The 15,315-nt window shown below is 73.9% G+C and carries 15 protein-coding genes; 9 read left to right on the plus strand and 6 right to left on the minus strand.

The window, feature by feature from the left end; translation table 11 throughout:
- Nucleotides 1–11: 11 nt before the first annotated feature.
- From ACWCYY_RS17460 to ACWCYY_RS17470, 3 genes are all read right to left on the minus strand, one after another.
- On the minus strand, nucleotides 12–1,013 hold the full coding sequence (locus tag ACWCYY_RS17460; RefSeq protein WP_449796518.1) for a zinc metalloprotease: 1,002 nt from the start codon (nucleotides 1,011–1,013) through the stop codon (nucleotides 12–14).
- A 210-nt stretch (nucleotides 1,014–1,223) separates the two neighbouring features.
- Nucleotides 1,224–2,669, minus strand: a complete 1,446-nt coding sequence (locus tag ACWCYY_RS17465; RefSeq protein WP_449796519.1) for an ATP-binding protein — start codon at nucleotides 2,667–2,669, stop codon at nucleotides 1,224–1,226.
- Between the two features lie 80 nt (nucleotides 2,670–2,749).
- On the minus strand, nucleotides 2,750–3,862 hold the full coding sequence (locus ACWCYY_RS17470) for a pyridoxal-phosphate-dependent aminotransferase family protein (protein ID WP_449796520.1): 1,113 nt from the start codon (nucleotides 3,860–3,862) through the stop codon (nucleotides 2,750–2,752).
- 88 nt (nucleotides 3,863–3,950) lie between these two features.
- Here ACWCYY_RS17470 and ACWCYY_RS17475 point away from each other — a divergent pair, with 88 nt between their 5' ends.
- From ACWCYY_RS17475 to ACWCYY_RS17495, 5 genes are all read left to right on the plus strand, one after another.
- A complete protein-coding gene (locus ACWCYY_RS17475; protein ID WP_345281217.1) occupies nucleotides 3,951–5,036 on the plus strand; it encodes an amidohydrolase family protein in 1,086 nt (361 codons plus the stop codon).
- Between the two features lie 33 nt (nucleotides 5,037–5,069).
- A complete protein-coding gene (locus ACWCYY_RS17480) occupies nucleotides 5,070–5,747 on the plus strand; it encodes a uracil-DNA glycosylase (protein WP_345281219.1) in 678 nt (225 codons plus the stop codon).
- 133 nt (nucleotides 5,748–5,880) lie between these two features.
- Nucleotides 5,881–6,804, plus strand: coding sequence for an SCO1860 family LAETG-anchored protein (locus ACWCYY_RS17485; RefSeq protein WP_345281220.1), 924 nt, complete (start codon nucleotides 5,881–5,883; stop codon nucleotides 6,802–6,804).
- A 184-nt stretch (nucleotides 6,805–6,988) separates the two neighbouring features.
- The gene (glnII, locus tag ACWCYY_RS17490; protein WP_345281242.1) at nucleotides 6,989–8,011 is read left to right on the plus strand and encodes a glutamine synthetase GlnII; all 1,023 of its coding nucleotides are present in this window, start codon (nucleotides 6,989–6,991) and stop codon (nucleotides 8,009–8,011) included.
- Nucleotides 8,012–8,119: 108 nt separating this feature from the next.
- Nucleotides 8,120–9,247 (plus strand): M48 family metalloprotease, encoded by a 1,128-nt coding sequence (locus ACWCYY_RS17495; RefSeq protein ID WP_449796521.1) that lies wholly within the window; start codon nucleotides 8,120–8,122, stop codon nucleotides 9,245–9,247.
- Nucleotides 9,248–9,261: 14 nt separating this feature from the next.
- Here the strand turns inward: ACWCYY_RS17495 and ACWCYY_RS17500 are convergent, their stop codons facing one another.
- The gene (locus ACWCYY_RS17500; RefSeq protein ID WP_345281223.1) at nucleotides 9,262–9,561 is read right to left on the minus strand and encodes a hypothetical protein; all 300 of its coding nucleotides are present in this window, start codon (nucleotides 9,559–9,561) and stop codon (nucleotides 9,262–9,264) included.
- A 199-nt stretch (nucleotides 9,562–9,760) separates the two neighbouring features.
- On the opposite strand from ACWCYY_RS17500, the gene ACWCYY_RS17505 reads away from it, so the two are divergent.
- The 4 genes from ACWCYY_RS17505 (at nucleotide 9,761) to ACWCYY_RS17520 (ending at nucleotide 13,236) form a co-directional block, all read left to right on the plus strand.
- Nucleotides 9,761–10,303: a hypothetical protein gene (locus tag ACWCYY_RS17505; protein ID WP_449796522.1), complete on the plus strand. Its 543-nt coding sequence runs from the start codon at nucleotides 9,761–9,763 to the stop codon at nucleotides 10,301–10,303.
- Between the two features lie 41 nt (nucleotides 10,304–10,344).
- Entirely contained in the window at nucleotides 10,345–11,175 is an 831-nt protein-coding gene (gene nadE / locus ACWCYY_RS17510; protein WP_449796523.1) for an ammonia-dependent NAD(+) synthetase, read from the plus strand.
- A gap of 85 nt (nucleotides 11,176–11,260) precedes the next feature.
- Nucleotides 11,261–12,565 (plus strand): VWA domain-containing protein, encoded by a 1,305-nt coding sequence (locus ACWCYY_RS17515; protein WP_449796524.1) that lies wholly within the window; start codon nucleotides 11,261–11,263, stop codon nucleotides 12,563–12,565.
- An 89-nt stretch (nucleotides 12,566–12,654) separates the two neighbouring features.
- Nucleotides 12,655–13,236, plus strand: a complete 582-nt coding sequence (locus ACWCYY_RS17520; RefSeq protein ID WP_449796525.1) for a hypothetical protein — start codon at nucleotides 12,655–12,657, stop codon at nucleotides 13,234–13,236.
- Between the two features lie 7 nt (nucleotides 13,237–13,243).
- Here the strand turns inward: ACWCYY_RS17520 and cobC are convergent, their stop codons facing one another.
- Both cobC and ACWCYY_RS17530 read right to left on the minus strand, forming a co-directional pair.
- Nucleotides 13,244–14,755 (minus strand): Rv2231c family pyridoxal phosphate-dependent protein CobC, encoded by a 1,512-nt coding sequence (gene cobC / locus ACWCYY_RS17525; protein WP_449796526.1) that lies wholly within the window; start codon nucleotides 14,753–14,755, stop codon nucleotides 13,244–13,246.
- Nucleotides 14,756–14,833: 78 nt separating this feature from the next.
- The gene (locus ACWCYY_RS17530) at nucleotides 14,834–15,310 is read right to left on the minus strand and encodes an OsmC family protein (protein ID WP_345281235.1); all 477 of its coding nucleotides are present in this window, start codon (nucleotides 15,308–15,310) and stop codon (nucleotides 14,834–14,836) included.
- Nucleotides 15,311–15,315: the final 5 nt, after the last annotated feature.

Genomic DNA, 15,315 nt, shown 5'->3' on the forward strand with positions numbered 1-15,315 from the left:
CCGGTGTCCGGTCAGGCGCGGTACGAGGCCCAGGCGTTGGTCATCCGGGTCACCTGGCCCGGGGTGAACTGGGTCATGCAGGAGTCGTAGGTGTAGTCCATGAAGTTCTTGATCGGGTCCAGGCCCGGCTTGCCCGCGCAGGAGTCGCGGCCGGTCGGGCACTCGAACGCGGCGCTGGCCTCGGCCGGCGTGTCGCTGACCTGGTCGCCCTGGCCGTTGCAGCCGCCCTGGAAGGTGTGGTACAGCCCCAGCCAGTGGCCGACCTCGTGGGTCGCGGTGTCGCCCTCGTTGTAGTTGGTGGCCGAGCCGCCCGGCAGCGAGGCGTCCAGCATCACCACGCCGTCGTCCTTGGGGTTCGAGTTGTAGGAGCTCGGGAACGTCGCCCAGCCCAGCAGGGACTGGCCCAGCTTGGCGGTGTAGAGGTTGAGCGCGTTGGCGCCGCCCTTGCGCAGCGAGGTCTTCATCGACTTCTCGGCGGACGAGCCCGGGGTGATCCCGTTGTACCAGCTCGAGTTGTCGGTGTAGTCGGTGGCGACCAGCTGGAACTTGAACGGCGTGGCGGTGTTGCCCGAACCCTGGCCGCCGTAGGCCGCGTTCAGCACCGCGATCTGGTTGTTGATCGCCGTCGCGCTCAGCTTGCCGGTGGTCCCGGCGTGCACCACGTGGAAGTACACCGGGATGGTGGTGGCGGCCAGCGCACCGCTGCCCGCCAGCAGGTTCTGCCCGTTGACGCTCGACTTCAGGTGCGCCACCCGGGCGTCCAGGTCGGCGTTCATCGCCTTGGCCTGCGCGTCGGTGACCGCGTTCGGCTCGGCCGTGTGCGAGGGCGCGCCCTTGGCCACCCGCGCGGCCGCGTCGCCGGAGTCGGAGCTGCACGCGGCGGCACCCGGCGCGGCCAGCACCCCGAACGAACCCGGTACGACGAACTGGCCCGCCGTCAGCAGGCCCGCCAGCGCGGCGACGCCGAGCACCCGGCTGGAGGCGGCGGAGAGGGAACGGACCGGAAGACGCATCTGCTGCTCCTGTGGTCTGTGGGGGTGTGGCGGGGAGGGGACCGCCGTGCAGCAGAGGCTACGCAGGCTCGACGTGAACGTGTCAGACCTGTTCCGGCCGTAAAATATTCTGATAGACCGTCAGTTCGCCGCAGATCTTCCCTGGTCGCGGGTCGGGTGCAGTCACTTGTTACCCGTGCGCAATCCGCCACGCTGTCCGAAAACCGTCCCTCACGCCTGCCAGGCCGCCAGCAGCTCGGCCGCGCCCAGGTGGAGATCGGGGCGGACCCCGGAGCGGAGCCCGGCCGGACAGACGGTGACCAGCCGCGCCCCGTCCGCCCCCGGGACCACCGTCCGGGCGGTGGCCAGCTGGCCCAGCTCGGCGGCGCTGACGCGCTTCCGCTCCCGCCACTTGACCGAGCCGATGGCGGTCACCAGGCCGGTGGACGGCGAGCGGGCCGCGAGGTCGTACTCGTGGACGTTGTCGCGCGTCCACCAGCTACCGATCTCCTCCGACCCGTCGAAGCCCGGCAGTTCGGGGGCGAGCCGTCGCACGGCCTCGTGGACGAGGGGCTCGATCGCTTTCCCCCGCCAGGTGGCCCAGTCGCGCTCGAACGCGCCGATCGCGATGTCGGCCCGCCCGCGGGTGATCTGTGCGACCTGCTGCTCGACGAACCTGAACCAGAACCGCAGGTAGGGGTCGTCGATCCGGTACCTCTTGAGCCGGCCCTTCGGCGGAGCGCCGACCGGGGTGTCGGCGACCACCACGCCCTTCTGGTCGATGAGTTGGGTGAGTGCCCTGGTGGTCGCGGTCTGCGCTGCGGTGCCGGCCGACTCCGGCAGGCGGCCGACGATCTGGGAGAAGGCGGCGACGCCCACCTCGTGGCCGCCCATCGCGGAGAGCACGCGGCGGGCCTGCGGTCCTTCCGGGAACTCGGCGTCGAGGGTCCGTTGGCCGGTGATCACCAGGCTGCTGTTCTCGTCCCGCAGCTCCTGCCGGACGAACTCCCCGGCGCCGCCCGCCCGTGCGCACTCCAGCAGCAGCCGGGGGTAGCCGCCGGTCACCAGGTGGGCGTCGAACGCCTCGGTCGGACCGTGGCCCGCGCCCATCGCCTCGGCGCACTCCGCCGGGTCGAACGGCTTGATCACCAGATCCCGCGCCCGGCCGAACAGCGGGCGGTCGTGCTCGGTCAGCCGCTCCATCATGGTGACGTCGGAGCCGATCAGCACCAGCATGACCGGGGTCCGTTCGAGCCGGCGGTCCCAGGCGTTCTGGAGCGTCCCCTCCAGGGTCGGGTCGGTGGCGGCGGCCCAGGGGAACTCGTCGAGGACGACGATCACCGGCTGGTCCGCGGCGGCCAGTCCGATCCGGCCCAGGGCGTCGCTCCAGGAGGACGGGGGTGTGGCGAACAGGGCCTCGGCGTTCGGGAGCCTGGTCCGCGAGGTCTCCAGGTCGGCGGTCAGGACCTGGAGCTGGGTGGCGGGGTCGGCGTTCTTCACCGCGGTGAAGTAGAGGTACGGGAGTCCGGACTCCTCCACGAACCGGGTGAAGAGGCGGGACTTGCCCACCTGGCGCCGGCCACGGACGGCGAGCATCCGGCCCTGGCCGTTCCGGCGGATGCCGTCCAGGTGCTCGGTCAGCTGCCGGAGGACGGTCTTGCGGCCGTAGAAGGACACGTGGCACCTCGGGCTAGGGCAACATACATCGAAGTATCATACATCCATGTATGTTGCCCAGTGTCCCTGACCGCTCGCCCTCAGTCGCCGATCGCCTCGGCCCAGGCCTTCTCGGCGGCCGTCAGGAAGCCCTCGTCGCCCGGGGCGTGTTCGGCGAGGGCGGTCAGGACGGAGAGCACCGTCTCCAGGGAGGCGTGCGGGCCGTAGTGGTTGACCCGGAGCATGGTGGTGGCGAGGGCTCCGCCGCCGGACTGGACCGGGAGGGAGCGGGCGGCGAGGGCGGCGGCCAGGGTGGTGGCGTCCAGGCTGAACGGGGTGAGGAGGGTGGTGGCGACCGGGGCCGCGGCGGCGTCATCCACGACGTAGGGGGAGAGCGAGCCGAGGGTGCGGACGCCGGCCCGCAGGGCCGCGGCGGCGGCGCGGTGCCGGGCGACGGTCGCGTCCAGGGTGTCGGCCTCGATCCGGTCCAGGCAGGCCTCCAGCGCGAGCATCTCCAACTGGGCCGGGGCGTGCGGGAGTACGGAGCGCCCGGCGTCCGTCCAGCGCTCCTTCCAGTCCAGCAGCGAGAGGTAGGAACGGCGCGGCGCGGCCGGGTTGGCGGTGATCCGCTCCCAGGCCCGGTCGCTGACCGAGACGGCGGACACCCCGGCCGGGCCGCCCATCGCCTTCTGGCCGCCGATCACGCAGAGGTCCACGCCCCAGGCATCGGTGTACAGCGGCTCGGCCGCCACCGAGGCGACGGCGTCCAGCATCAGCAGCGCGCCGTGGTCCCGGACCACCTCGGCGATCTCGGCGACCGGGTTGGTGTTCCCGGTGGCCGCCTCGGCGTGCACCAGCGAGACGAAGTCGATCTCCGGACGGGCCGTCAGCGCCTCGGCCACCTGAGCGGCCGTCACCGCGCCGGTGAACGGCACCGCCAGGTCCACGACCTCGGCGCCGCAGCTGCGCAGCCACCCGCCGAAGGTCTGCCCGTACGGGCCGGTGACCACGTTCAGCGCGGTGGAGCCCGGCCGCACCGCGCCGCGGATGGCCGCCTCCAGCGGCAGCAGCGCCTCGCCCTGCATGACGATCACGTCGGCCCGGGTGTGCAGCAGGGCCGCGACCCGGTCCTCGATCGCGGCGAACCGGGCCGCGCCGAGCTGCGGCAGGTCGAGGAACGGGCTCGCGGGGCTGACGGGGCTGGCGGGACTCACGGAACGGCCTTTCGTCGGGAGCGCTTCGTGGACAGTCTGCCCTGTTCGTCCCCTCGGCAGTGGGTTTCCCCGTCGGTAGAGTGCGCCCATGAGCGATGGTGCGGTGCTGCACGTCAAGGGTCGGGTACTGGTCGGTCCGCAGGACGTCCGGGACGAACTCTGGGTGGTGGACGGCCGGGTGACGTACCGGCGGCCCGCCGCCGAGGCCCGCACGGTGCGCGGCTGGGTGCTGCCCGGCCTGGTGGACGCGCACTGCCACGTCGGACTGGACGCGCACGGCGCGGTGGACGCCGCGACCAGCGAACGCCAGGCCGTCACCGACCGGGACGCCGGCACCCTGCTGATCCGGGACGCCGGCTCGGCCGCCGACACCCGGTGGATCGACGACCGGGAGGACCTGCCGAGGATCATCCGGGCCGGCCGCCACATCGCCCGGACGCGGCGTTACATCCGCAACTACGCCCACGAGATCGAGCCAGGCGACCTGGCCGCCTACGTCCGGGACGAGGCCCGGCGCGGGGACGGCTGGGTCAAGCTGGTCGGCGACTGGATCGACCGGGACCGCGGCGACCTGGCCGCCTGCTGGCCCGGGGACGCGCTGAAGGAGGCGATCGCGGCGGCGCACGAGGAGGGCGCGCGGGTCACCGCGCACTGCTTCGCGGCCGAGTCGCTGCCGGACCTGCTGGCCGCCGGGATCGACTGCGTGGAGCACGCCACCGGCCTGACCGAGGAGTTGATCCCGGCCTTCGCCGAACGCGGCGTCGCCATCGTGCCGACCCTCGTCAACATCGCCACCTTCCCCAAGCTCGCGGCCGGCGGCGAGAGCAAGTTCCCCGCCTGGTCGGCCCACATGCGGCGGCTGCACGAGCGCCGCTACGACACCGTGGCGGCCGCGCACGACGCGGGCGTGCCGGTCTACGTCGGCACCGACGCGGGCGGCTCGCTGGCGCACGGGCTGGTGGCCGACGAGGTGGCCGAGCTGACCAAGGCCGGGCTGACCGCCGTCGAGGCGCTCTCCGCCACCACCTGGGGAGCCCGGGAGTGGCTCGGCCGCCCCGGCCTGGACGAGGGCGCCCCCGCGGATCTGGTGGTCTACGCGGAGGACCCGCGCGCGGACGTCCGGGTGCTGGCGGACCCTCAGCTGGTGGTGCTGCGGGGGCGGATCGTGCGCTGAGCGCTGTCCGCCCGTACGGATAGGCTGGGCCGTATGGGTGCACGTCCGCTGAACGAGATCGTCGAACCTGGCTGGGCCAGGGCGCTGGAGCCGGTGGCCGGCAAGGTCGCCGAGATGGGGGGCTTCCTGCGCGGCGAGCTCGCCGCCGGGCGGACGTACCTGCCGGCCGGGCCGGACGTGCTGCGGGCCTTCCAGCAGCCCTTCGACGCCGTCCGGGTCCTGATCGTCGGTCAGGACCCGTACCCCACGCCGGGGCACGCGGTGGGGCTGAGCTTCTCGGTGGCGCCGCACGTGCGGCCGATCCCGGGCAGCCTGGTCAACATCTACCAGGAGTACGGCCGCGACCTCGGCTTCCCGCCGCCCGCCAACGGCGACCTGACGCCGTGGACCCAGCAGGGCGTCCTCCTCCTCAACCGCGCCCTCACCACCGCCCCGGGCAAGCCCGCCGCCCACCGCGGCAAGGGCTGGGAGGAGGTCACCGAGCAGGCCATCCGCGCCCTGGTCGCCCGCGGCGGCCCGCTGGTCGCCATCCTCTGGGGCCGCGACGCCCGCAACCTCCGCCCCCTCCTCGGCACCGTCCCCGCGGTGGAGTCGGCCCACCCCAGCCCGATGTCCGCCGACCGCGGCTTCTTCGGCTCCCGCCCCTTCAGCCGCGCCAACCAGATGCTCGCCGACCAGGGCGCCACCCCGGTCGACTGGCGCCTCCCGTAGGCGGCATCTTCTCGGTAAACAACCCCAACGAGTGAACTAACCGACAGTGTTACTGATGTGACGGACTGTTCGGACCAGACTGGGCGGCTCATCCAGTCCGGCCAACTCCACAGGGGTCTCGTTCGTCATGCCCGTGCCCAGCACTGTTCTCCGTACCGCCGCCGCCACCGCCCTCGTCGCTTTCCTGACGGTGCCCGCCGCACACGCCGCCGAGCCGAGCCCCGGCAAGGCCAACGCCGTCACGGCCGAACTCGACCTCGACGTCAGCGTGCTGGGCCGGACGGCCGCCGTGCCGGTGAACATCTCGCTGAACAAGGTGCAGTCCCCGGCCAGCAAGGACGGCACCGCCCTGACCGCCACCGTGGCGGGCGTGGACCAGGGCCGCCCGGTCGAGCTGGTCCGTGCCGAGGTGGGGCGTTCGACCACCAAGGCCGACGGGAGCGGCGCCTCCGCGCGGGTGCAGCTGACCAAGGCCGACCTCGGGGTGCCCGGCCTGGTCGGGGCCCCGCTGCTCGCGGTCGAGGCGCTCACCGCCGAGGCGACCTGCCCGGTGGACGGGCCGCCCACCGCCAAGGTGGACTCCCCGGCCAGGATCACGGTGCTGGGCAAGCCGGTCACCCTCAAGGTCGAGGGCCCGACCAAGGTGGACGTCCCCGGCGTCGGCAAGCTGGACGTCACCTTCTCCAAGCGCGCCACCACGAGCAGCACCGCCGCGGCCTCCGCCCTGGAGGTGGAGCTGGACCTCAACCCGCTCCAGCTGAACGTCGCCAAGGTCACCGGGAAGATCACCGTCGCCTCGGTCAGCTGCGAGAAGCCCGCCCCGCGCCCCTCCGCGAGCGCCTCGCCGAGCGGCTCGCCCTCCGCCGAGCCGAGCAGGGCCAACCGCGCCGTCCCGGCCGTGGCGAGCCAGAGCCCCACCCGGTCCGGCGAGCAGCTGGCCGCCACCGGCAGCAGCGGCACCGGCACGACGGTGGCCGTCGCCGGCACCCTGCTGCTGGTCGGCGCGGTCGCGCTCCGCCTCACCCGCCGCCGCCGGGCGCACGCCCGCAGGCACTGAGGTCCCGGAATGTGCCCGTCTGACGGAATCGTCGGCCCACATTCCGGACCTGACACTGTCGGACCGTGCCGGTGCCGCTGCGGACGGTTGGTTCACATGGGCGTTACATCGGAGGAACAACCGGGAAACGGCGGCTTGCGACGCTACGCGGGCACCCACCACCCAAGCAGTGAGGTTCACCGCAATGGCGATCAAGGCCGAGTACATCTGGATCGACGGCACCAAGCCGACCGCGAAGCTCCGTTCCAAGACTCGCGTCCTGCCGAACGCCGACAAGATCCCGACCTGGGGCTTCGACGGTTCCTCGACCAACCAGGCCGAGGGCCACGCCTCGGACCGCGTGCTCGACCCGGTGAAGGTCGTCAAGGACCCGATCCGCGGCGGTGACAACATCCTCGTCCTCTGCGAGGTGCTGGAGACCAACGGCGACGCCCACGAGTCCAACACCCGCGCCGCGCTGCGCGAGGTCGCCGAGAAGTACGCCTCGCAGGAGTCGATCTTCGGCATCGAGCAGGAGTACACCTTCTTCAAGGGCTCCCGTCCGCTCGGCTTCCCGGAGGGCGGCTACCCGGCCCCGCAGGGCGGCTACTACTGCGGTGTCGGCGCCGAGGAGGTCTTCGGCCGCGAGATCGTCGAGCTGCACCTGGACCGCTGCCTGGACGCCGGTCTGGCGATCTGCGGCATCAACGCCGAGGTCATGCCCGGCCAGTGGGAGTTCCAGATCGGCCCCGTCGACGCGCTGACCGTCTCGGACGACATGTGGATCGCCCGCTACCTGCTCTACCGCACCGCCGAGGAGTTCGGCATCGACGCCACCCTGGACGCCAAGCCGGCCCGTGGTGACTGGAACGGTGCGGGTGCCCACACCAACTTCTCCACCAAGGCGATGCGTGAGGGCTACGACGCCATCATCACCGCCTGCGAGTCGCTCGGCGCCTCGCAGGAGATCGTCCTGGAGCACGTCAACCAGTACGGCGACGACATCCAGTCCCGCCTGACCGGCAAGCACGAGACCGCCCCGTGGAACGTCTACTCCTACGGCGTCTCCGACCGCGGTGCCTCGGTGCGCATCCCGTGGCAGGTCGAGGTGGACCAGAAGGGCTACATCGAGGACCGTCGCCCGAACGCCAACGTCGACCCGTACGTCGTGACCCGCCTCCTGATCAACACCTGCTGCGAGGCCCTGGAGAAGGCCGGCCAGGTCTGATCCGGCCGACGCCGCACCACGGCTGACCGAGTGTCACGGAGACCCGCTCACCCCCGGGGGGAGAGCGGGTCTCCGCCGTTCCCCGCCATCCCTGCCATCCTTGCCGGCATGGACGACTTCACCCCCGACCAGCTCGCCCGCGGCCGGGCCCTGCGCCGGGCCCAACTGCCCTGGGCGCTCGGAGCCCGCGCGGTCGGTCTGCTGCTCCCGCTCGTGCTCGGCCTGACCCCCGCCGGGGCCGGGCTGGTCTCCTGGGCCGGGGGCCTGTTCGGGGGCTCGCGCACCGCCGAGGTGCTGGCCGGGGTCGCGGCACTGGTGCTGCTCTCCCAGCTCGCCGGGCTCCCGTTCGGGGCGCGGCTGCGGGAGGTCCGCCGCAGGTACGGGCTGGTCACCCAGGGCTGGGGCGGCTGGGCGGTCGACCAACTGCGCGGCCTGGCGCTGAGCCTGCTGCTCGGCCTCCCGCTCGGGTACGGTCTGTACGCCCTCACCGACCGTTCCCCGGACGGCTGGTGGCTGCCCGCCGCCGGGGCGGCGGCCGTGCTGGTGGTGCTGCTGTCCTTCCTCTTCCCGCTGCTGGTGGAGCCGCTGTTCAACCGCTTCACCCCGCTGCCCGAGGGCGAACTGCGCACCGAGCTGCTGGAGTTGGCGCGCCGGGACGGCATCCGGGTGCGCGAGGTGCTGGTCGCCGACGCCTCCCGGCGCACCACCGCGCTCAACGCCTACGTCTCCGGCTTCGGCGCCACCCGGCGGATCGTCTGCTACGACACCCTGCTGGCCACCGCCGACCCGCGCGAGACCGAGCTGGTGGTCGCGCACGAGCTCGGCCACGTGAAGCACCGGGACGTCCTCACCGGCACCACCCTCGCCGCCCTCGGCGCAGCCCTCGCGGTCGTCCTGCTCGGCCTGCTGACCTCCTGGCAGCCGCTGCTCACGGCCGCCGGGGCCGACTCGGCGGCCGACCCGCGCTCGCTCTTCCTGTTCGCCGCCTGCGGGGCACTGCTCTCCGCTCTGGCCGGGCCCGCCCAGTGCGCCGCCAGCCGCCGGATCGAGACCCGGGCCGACCGGCACGCCCTCGAACTCACCGGCGACCCGGCGCAGTTCATCGCCATGCAGCGCCGCCTCGCGGTCACCAACGTCGCCGACGTGGACCCGCCGCGCTGGGTCGTCCTGCTCTTCGCCACCCACCCCACCACCACGGCCCGGATCGCCGCCGCCCGGGCCTGGACGGCGGCGTAGCGGCCTCGCGGGGGTCAGCGCAGGTCGACCGAGCGGATCGGGGTGGAGTTCAGCAGCGAGGCCAGCTGGCCGTCGCCCTCGGAGATCGCGTGCGCGGTGCAGTTGCCCAGCACGCGGCCGCCCGGCAGGTCCGGGGTGAGGAAGGCCGCCATCGCCAACCCCTGCTGGGTGCCCAGCTTGCCGACCTCCTCGCAGGAGGTGTCCAGCGCACCCTGCAGCCCGTTCTCCTCCTGCACGGCCTGGGCGGTGGCGGGAGCGAAGGCCAGCGCGGCCAGGGTGGCGGCGGTCACGGCGGTCGCGGCCTTACGGATCATCAGAGCAGCCTCTCGGAAAGCGGTTCGCGGTCGCCCCCGATCATCCCGCCCGCCGCACCCCCGTCCCCCCGAAGTCCGGCCCTCCCGGCCCGACTTCGCCGTCAGGGGTGACGCTCCCTCACCCGTACGGTGGATCCCCGGCCGCCGCGGCTGATCAACTCGTTTGACCCGCGCGGACCCGCCGGTCACGATGCACGGCGTGACCGTCGAACGGAAGGCCGACCCCGCTGCGGACCTCCCCCTGCTCCTCCTCGACGTGGACGGCCCGCTCAGCCCCTACACCGCCGACCCGGACCACTGTCCGGGAGGCTACGCCCCGCACCCGGTCCGTCCGCTCTCCGCGCGGCTGCCCCGGACGGTGCGGCTGAACCCGGCGCACGGCCCCGCGCTGCTCGCGCTGCCCTACCGGCCGGTCTGGTGCACCAGTTGGCGGGGGGAGGCCAACGCCTGGATCTCCCCGCTCCTCGGCCTGCCCGAACTCCCGTACGTGGACTGGCCGTCCGCGCACGGCGGCGATCCCGACGGGCTGCACTGGAAGACCCGGCGGGTGGTCGAGTGGGCCGCCGGGCGGCCGTTCGCCTGGGTGGACGACGAGCTGGAGCCGCGGGATGCCGAGTGGATCGAGGCGCACCATCCAGGGCCCGCGCTGACGGTGTGGGTGGACCACCGCCACGGGCTCGGCGAGGCGCACTTCGGGCTGCTGGCGGAGTGGGCCGGAGGCCTGCGCGGTGGGGCTGAGTAGGGTGGGTGGGACAGAGTGTCGGGACAGCAGTGGGAGCAGACGTGAGTGAGCCGGCCGGCAGTGCCCTCCAGCGGGAGATCGCCCGGGAGCTCGAGGTCGCGGAGGCGTTCGAGGCCGAGGCGGAGATCGAGCGGCGGGTGGCCTTCCTGGCCGAGCGGCTGACCTCCACCGGGCTGCGGTCGCTGGTGCTGGGGATCAGCGGCGGGGTGGACTCGACCACCGCCGGCCGGCTCTGCCAGCTGGCCGTCGAGCGGGCCCGGGCGGCGGGGCACCAGGCGGAGTTCTACGCGATGCGGCTGCCCTACGGGGTGCAGGCGGACGAGAAGGACGCGCAGCTGGCGCTCTCCTTCATCGAGGCCGACCACGTGCTGACCGTGGACGTGAAGCCCGCCAGCGACGCCATGCTGGCCGCCGTGCTGGCCGGCGGCACCGCCTTCCGGGACGCCCACCACCAGGACTTCCTGCTCGGCAACGTCAAGGCCCGCCAGCGCATGATCGCCCAGTACGCGGTGGCCGGTGCCCACGACGGCCTGGTGGTCGGGACCGACCACGCGGCCGAGGCGGTCTCCGGCTTCTTCACCAAGTTCGGTGACGGCGCCGCCGACCTGGTGCCGCTGACCGGCCTGACCAAGCGCCGGGTGCGCGCCGTCGCGGACGCCCTCGGCGCCCCGGCCGAGCTGGTCTGGAAGGTGCCGACCGCCGACCTGGAGAACCTCGACCCGGGCAAGGCCGACGAGGACGCGCTCGGCGTCACCTACGACGAGATCGACGACTTCCTGGAGGGCAAGCCGGTCGACGCGGCCTCCTACGAGAAGATCGTCAACCGCTACCGGCTGACCGACCACAAGCGCCGTCTCCCGATCGCCCCCTGAAGCCCCGGGCCCGCCACCTCCCTTGACGGGCCGTCCGCCCGGCCGTGACCCTGTGACCTCCGCAGGAACGACACGGGGGACCCAGATGCCGGACACCAGAAGCCTCGCCAAGGGCGCCAACGCCCCGCTCACCGGACCGGAGGTGACCGTCACGGTCACCTCCGGCGGGGTGGCGGTGGACGTATCGGCGCTGCTGGTCGACGAGCGGGGCAAGGTCAGGACCGACCAGGACCTGGTCTTCTTCAACAACCCGCACCGCGACGGCGTGCGCCTGGACGGGGCGCGGATCACCGCCCGGCTGACCGAGCTCCCCACGGAGGTGGCCGCCGTGGTGGTGGTCGCCAGCGTGGACGTGGAGCTGCCCGGCACCACCTTCCGGCCGGAGACCACGCCCTCGGTGCGGATCGGCGACGGCACGGCGGCGGAGCTGGAGTTCGTCCCGCCGGGGATGGAGGACGGCGAGACGATCCTGGTACTGGCCGAGCTCTACCGGCGCGGCACGCTCTGGAAGGCCCGCGCCGTCGGCCAGGGCTACGCGGGCGGGCTGGCCGCGCTGGCCACCGACTACGGCGTGAGCGTCGAGGACGAACCCGCACCGGCCGCTCCCGAACCCGCCGTCGCCCCCACCCCCGCTCCTGCGGTCGCCCCCGCTCCTTCCGTCGCTCACACTCCCGCCCTCGCCGCCCCCGCGATCAGCCTGGAGAAGGTCGCCGCCGTCGCCCCCGCGCTGCTGACGAAGTACCAGAGCGCCGGGGCCTCCCTGCAGCGGCTCGGGCTCGCCGGACAGCGGGCGGCCGTCTACCTGGTGCTGGACTACTCGGGCAGCATGGGGCGCTTCTACGACCGCGGCGACGTCCAGGTCTTCGCCGAGCAGGTGCTCGGCCTGGCGGCCAACCTCGACGACGACGGCACCGTCCCGCTGGTGCTCTTCTCCCACACCATCGCCAAGACCACCGAGCTCGAACTCGCCACCCACCAGGGCCGGATCAACGAGGTCCGCGAGGGCGTCTTCATGGGCGGCACCAACTACGCCCCGGCCATCAAGGCCGTCACCAAGCTGCACGAGCGCCGCGCCCCCGGGACCCCGGCGCTGGTGGTCTTCCAGACCGACGGCGACCCCTCGGACGGCGGTGCCACCCGGCGGGCCCTGAAGTCGGCGTCCAAGCAGCCGCTGTTCTGGAAGTTCGTCGGCTTCGGCCGCCGCGAACAGCTCGGCTTCCTGGCCGGGTTGGACGACCTGGACGGCCGCAAGGTGGACAACGCCGACTTCTTCGCGGCCGGCGACGACCCGCGCTCCTGGCAGGAGGACGCGCTCTACGACGCCCTGCTGGAGGAGTACCCGCGCTGGCTGGCCGAGGCCACGGCGCTGGGGATCGTGCGCCGGACCTGAGCTGAGCAGGGGTACTCACGACCCTCGTCGGACGGGTGCGGCATGATCGGCACGACCGTGCCGCACCCCTCGTGAACCGGAGCCCCGCCGTGAGACGCCTCCTGCTGCCCGCTGTCGCCGGCCTGCTCCTGACCACGGCCGCCTGCGGCAGCCGTCCGGCACCGTCCGGCCCCGGCGCGATGGTGCCCCCGGTCCAGGCCTCCGCCGCGCAGCGGGCGGCCGAGGCGCCGGCCGCGCACGACGCCCGCTTCCCGGAGGTGGCGCAGCGCTGTGCCGCCGTCACCGACGCCACCGCGACGCCCTCTGCGGCCACCGGCGGCGGCCCCGCGCCGGAGAACCCCAAGTACGCGGAGAACCACGCCTTCAAGACCACCCTCGGGCTCTCCGCCACGGCCCGCTGCCGGGGCGAGGCGCACGCCGCCCGCCTGGTGGCGGCGCTTCCGCGCGACGGGATGGCGGCGGGGGAGGCCTCGGTGCGGGCCACGGTGGAGAACCTCGGCTACCCGCGCGAGATCGTCCAGGTCCAGCTGGACCACGCCCCGGGGCTGCTGGCCCTCTTCGTCCCGGGCGTCGGGCCGTGCGTGACGGTCCGTTTCGGGCCGACCGTGAACGCCGAGGTGCACGGCGTCCACATGGAGGGCGGCTGCCTCGAACCCAAGGGCGGGCACTGACCACCCGTCAGGGCAGCAGCTCCTGGAGCACCGCGACGAAGGCGTCCGTGGTGGCCTCGTCCCGGACCGCGATCCGCAGCCAGTCCGGGCCCAGGCCCGGGAAGGTGTCGCCGCGGCGGAGCGCGTAGCCGGCCCCGCGCAGGCGCTCGCGCAGCGCGGCGGCGCCGGGGACGTGGACGAGGAGGAAGGAGGCGGCCGGCTCCCCGTGCACGGTGACGGCCGGGAACTCCGCCAACCGGGCCAGCAGATGGGCGCGTTGGGCCGCGATGGTGTGGGCGGCGGCCTCCGCCTCGGCCAGCGCGGCGGGGGTGCTGCACGCCTCGGCGGCGGCCAGCGCGGGGGTGGAGACCGGCCAGAGCGGCTGGGCGGCGGCGAGGCGGGCGATCAGCCCGGCGGGGCCCAGCACGTAGCCGATCCGCAGTCCGGCCAGGCCCCAGGTCTTGGTCAGACTGCGCAGCACCACCACCTCACCGGGCAGGCCGCGCAGGCCGGCCAGGCTCTCGCGCTCGCCGGGGACGGTGTCGACGAAGGCCTCGTCCACCACCAGGGTCCGGCCGGGGCGGGCTAGGGCGGCGAGGGTGGCGGCGGGGTGCAGGACCGAGGTGGGATTGGTCGGGTTGCCGACCACCACCAGGTCGGCCTCCTCGGGGACGGCGCCGGGGGTGAGGCGGAAGCCGTCGGCGGGGGAGAGCAGCACCCGGCCGACGCGGTGCCCGGCGTCGCGCAGTGCCGCCTCCGGCTCGGTGAACTGCGGGTGCACCACCACGGCGTGACGGGGCGCCAGCACCCGGGCCAGCAGCACGAACGCCTCCGCCGCCCCCGAGGTCAGCAGCACCTCCTCCACCGGCCGCCCGTGCCGCCCCGCGACGGCGGCCCTGGCCCGGCTCCCCTCGGGGTACGCCGCCAGGTCGCCCAGCGTCGCGGCCAGCCGCTCCCGCAGCCACTGCGGCGGCGTCCCGGTCCGCACGTTCACCGCCAGGTCCACCAGCCCGGCCGCCCGCACCTCCGCGTCCCCGTGATGCCGCAGATCCGGCTCCCCGCCGGGCCCTCCCGGGAGGGCCGTGCCGGGCTCCGCCGTGTCAGGTCCGGTCCCCGTCGCGGTGCTTCCGTGCCCGTTCCCCTCGGCGGCCCTGGCCGGGCCCGGCGTCGCGATGGCGACGGTGGCGCGGGCGGAGCGGTGCTTGGGGGCGAGCAGGCGGGAGCCGGTGCCGGCGGCGAGCAGGGCGGCGGCTTCGGCCACGCTCGGGGTGCCGACCGCCGCCGCGGCCGTCCCGGAGGGGTGCGGGACCGGGACGGCGGCGAGCTGCTCGGCGGGGTAGCCGGTGAGCGGGACGGCGAGGGCGGCGGCCGCGGCGAGCAGCCCGGCCTCGGCGGTCTTGGCGCTGACGGTGGCCAGCCGGGCCACGTCGCGGCGGTCGCGGCCGAGGCCGGCCAGGGTGGCGTCGATCAGGGCCAGCACCTCGGCTCCCGGCACTCCGCTGCCGCCGCCGACGCCGATGACCAGGGAGGGCTGCTGCACGGGGGGCTTCTCCGGACTCCTGACGACCGATGGACCGCCGGAATCCCATCACGCCTGGCCAGAGGCGGTCAATGCCGCTCAGTCGGCCGTGGCGACCGTCACCTCGGGCCGGTGGTGCACCGGGAAGTTGACCGAGTTGGCGATGAAGCAGGCCCGGTTGGCGTCGGCGTGCAGGGCGATCGCCTTCTCCACCATGCCGGGCTCGGTCACCACCACCCGGGGCCGCAGCTCCGCCTCGGTGAAGCGCCCGTCCCCGGCCCCCTCGACCATGGTGCCGACCGGCTCGTCCACGTAGGCGGTGACCACCACCTTGTTCACCGCGCAGAGGTGCAGGTAGGAGAGCAGGTGGCACTGGGAGAGCGCGGCGAGCAGCAGCTGCTCCGGGTTCCAGCGGGAGGGGTCGCCCCGGAAGAGGGGGTCGGAGCTGCCGATGATGGTCGGCAGGCCCTCGGCCGCGACTTCGTGGGAGCGCTCGTAGGCGCGGTAGTTCGCGGTGCCGGCGCCGGTGTTCCCGGTCCAGGTCACGGCGAGGGTGTAGGTGTGCTGACGGCTCATCACGT

This window comes from Kitasatospora sp. NPDC001664 (genome assembly GCF_053596675.1).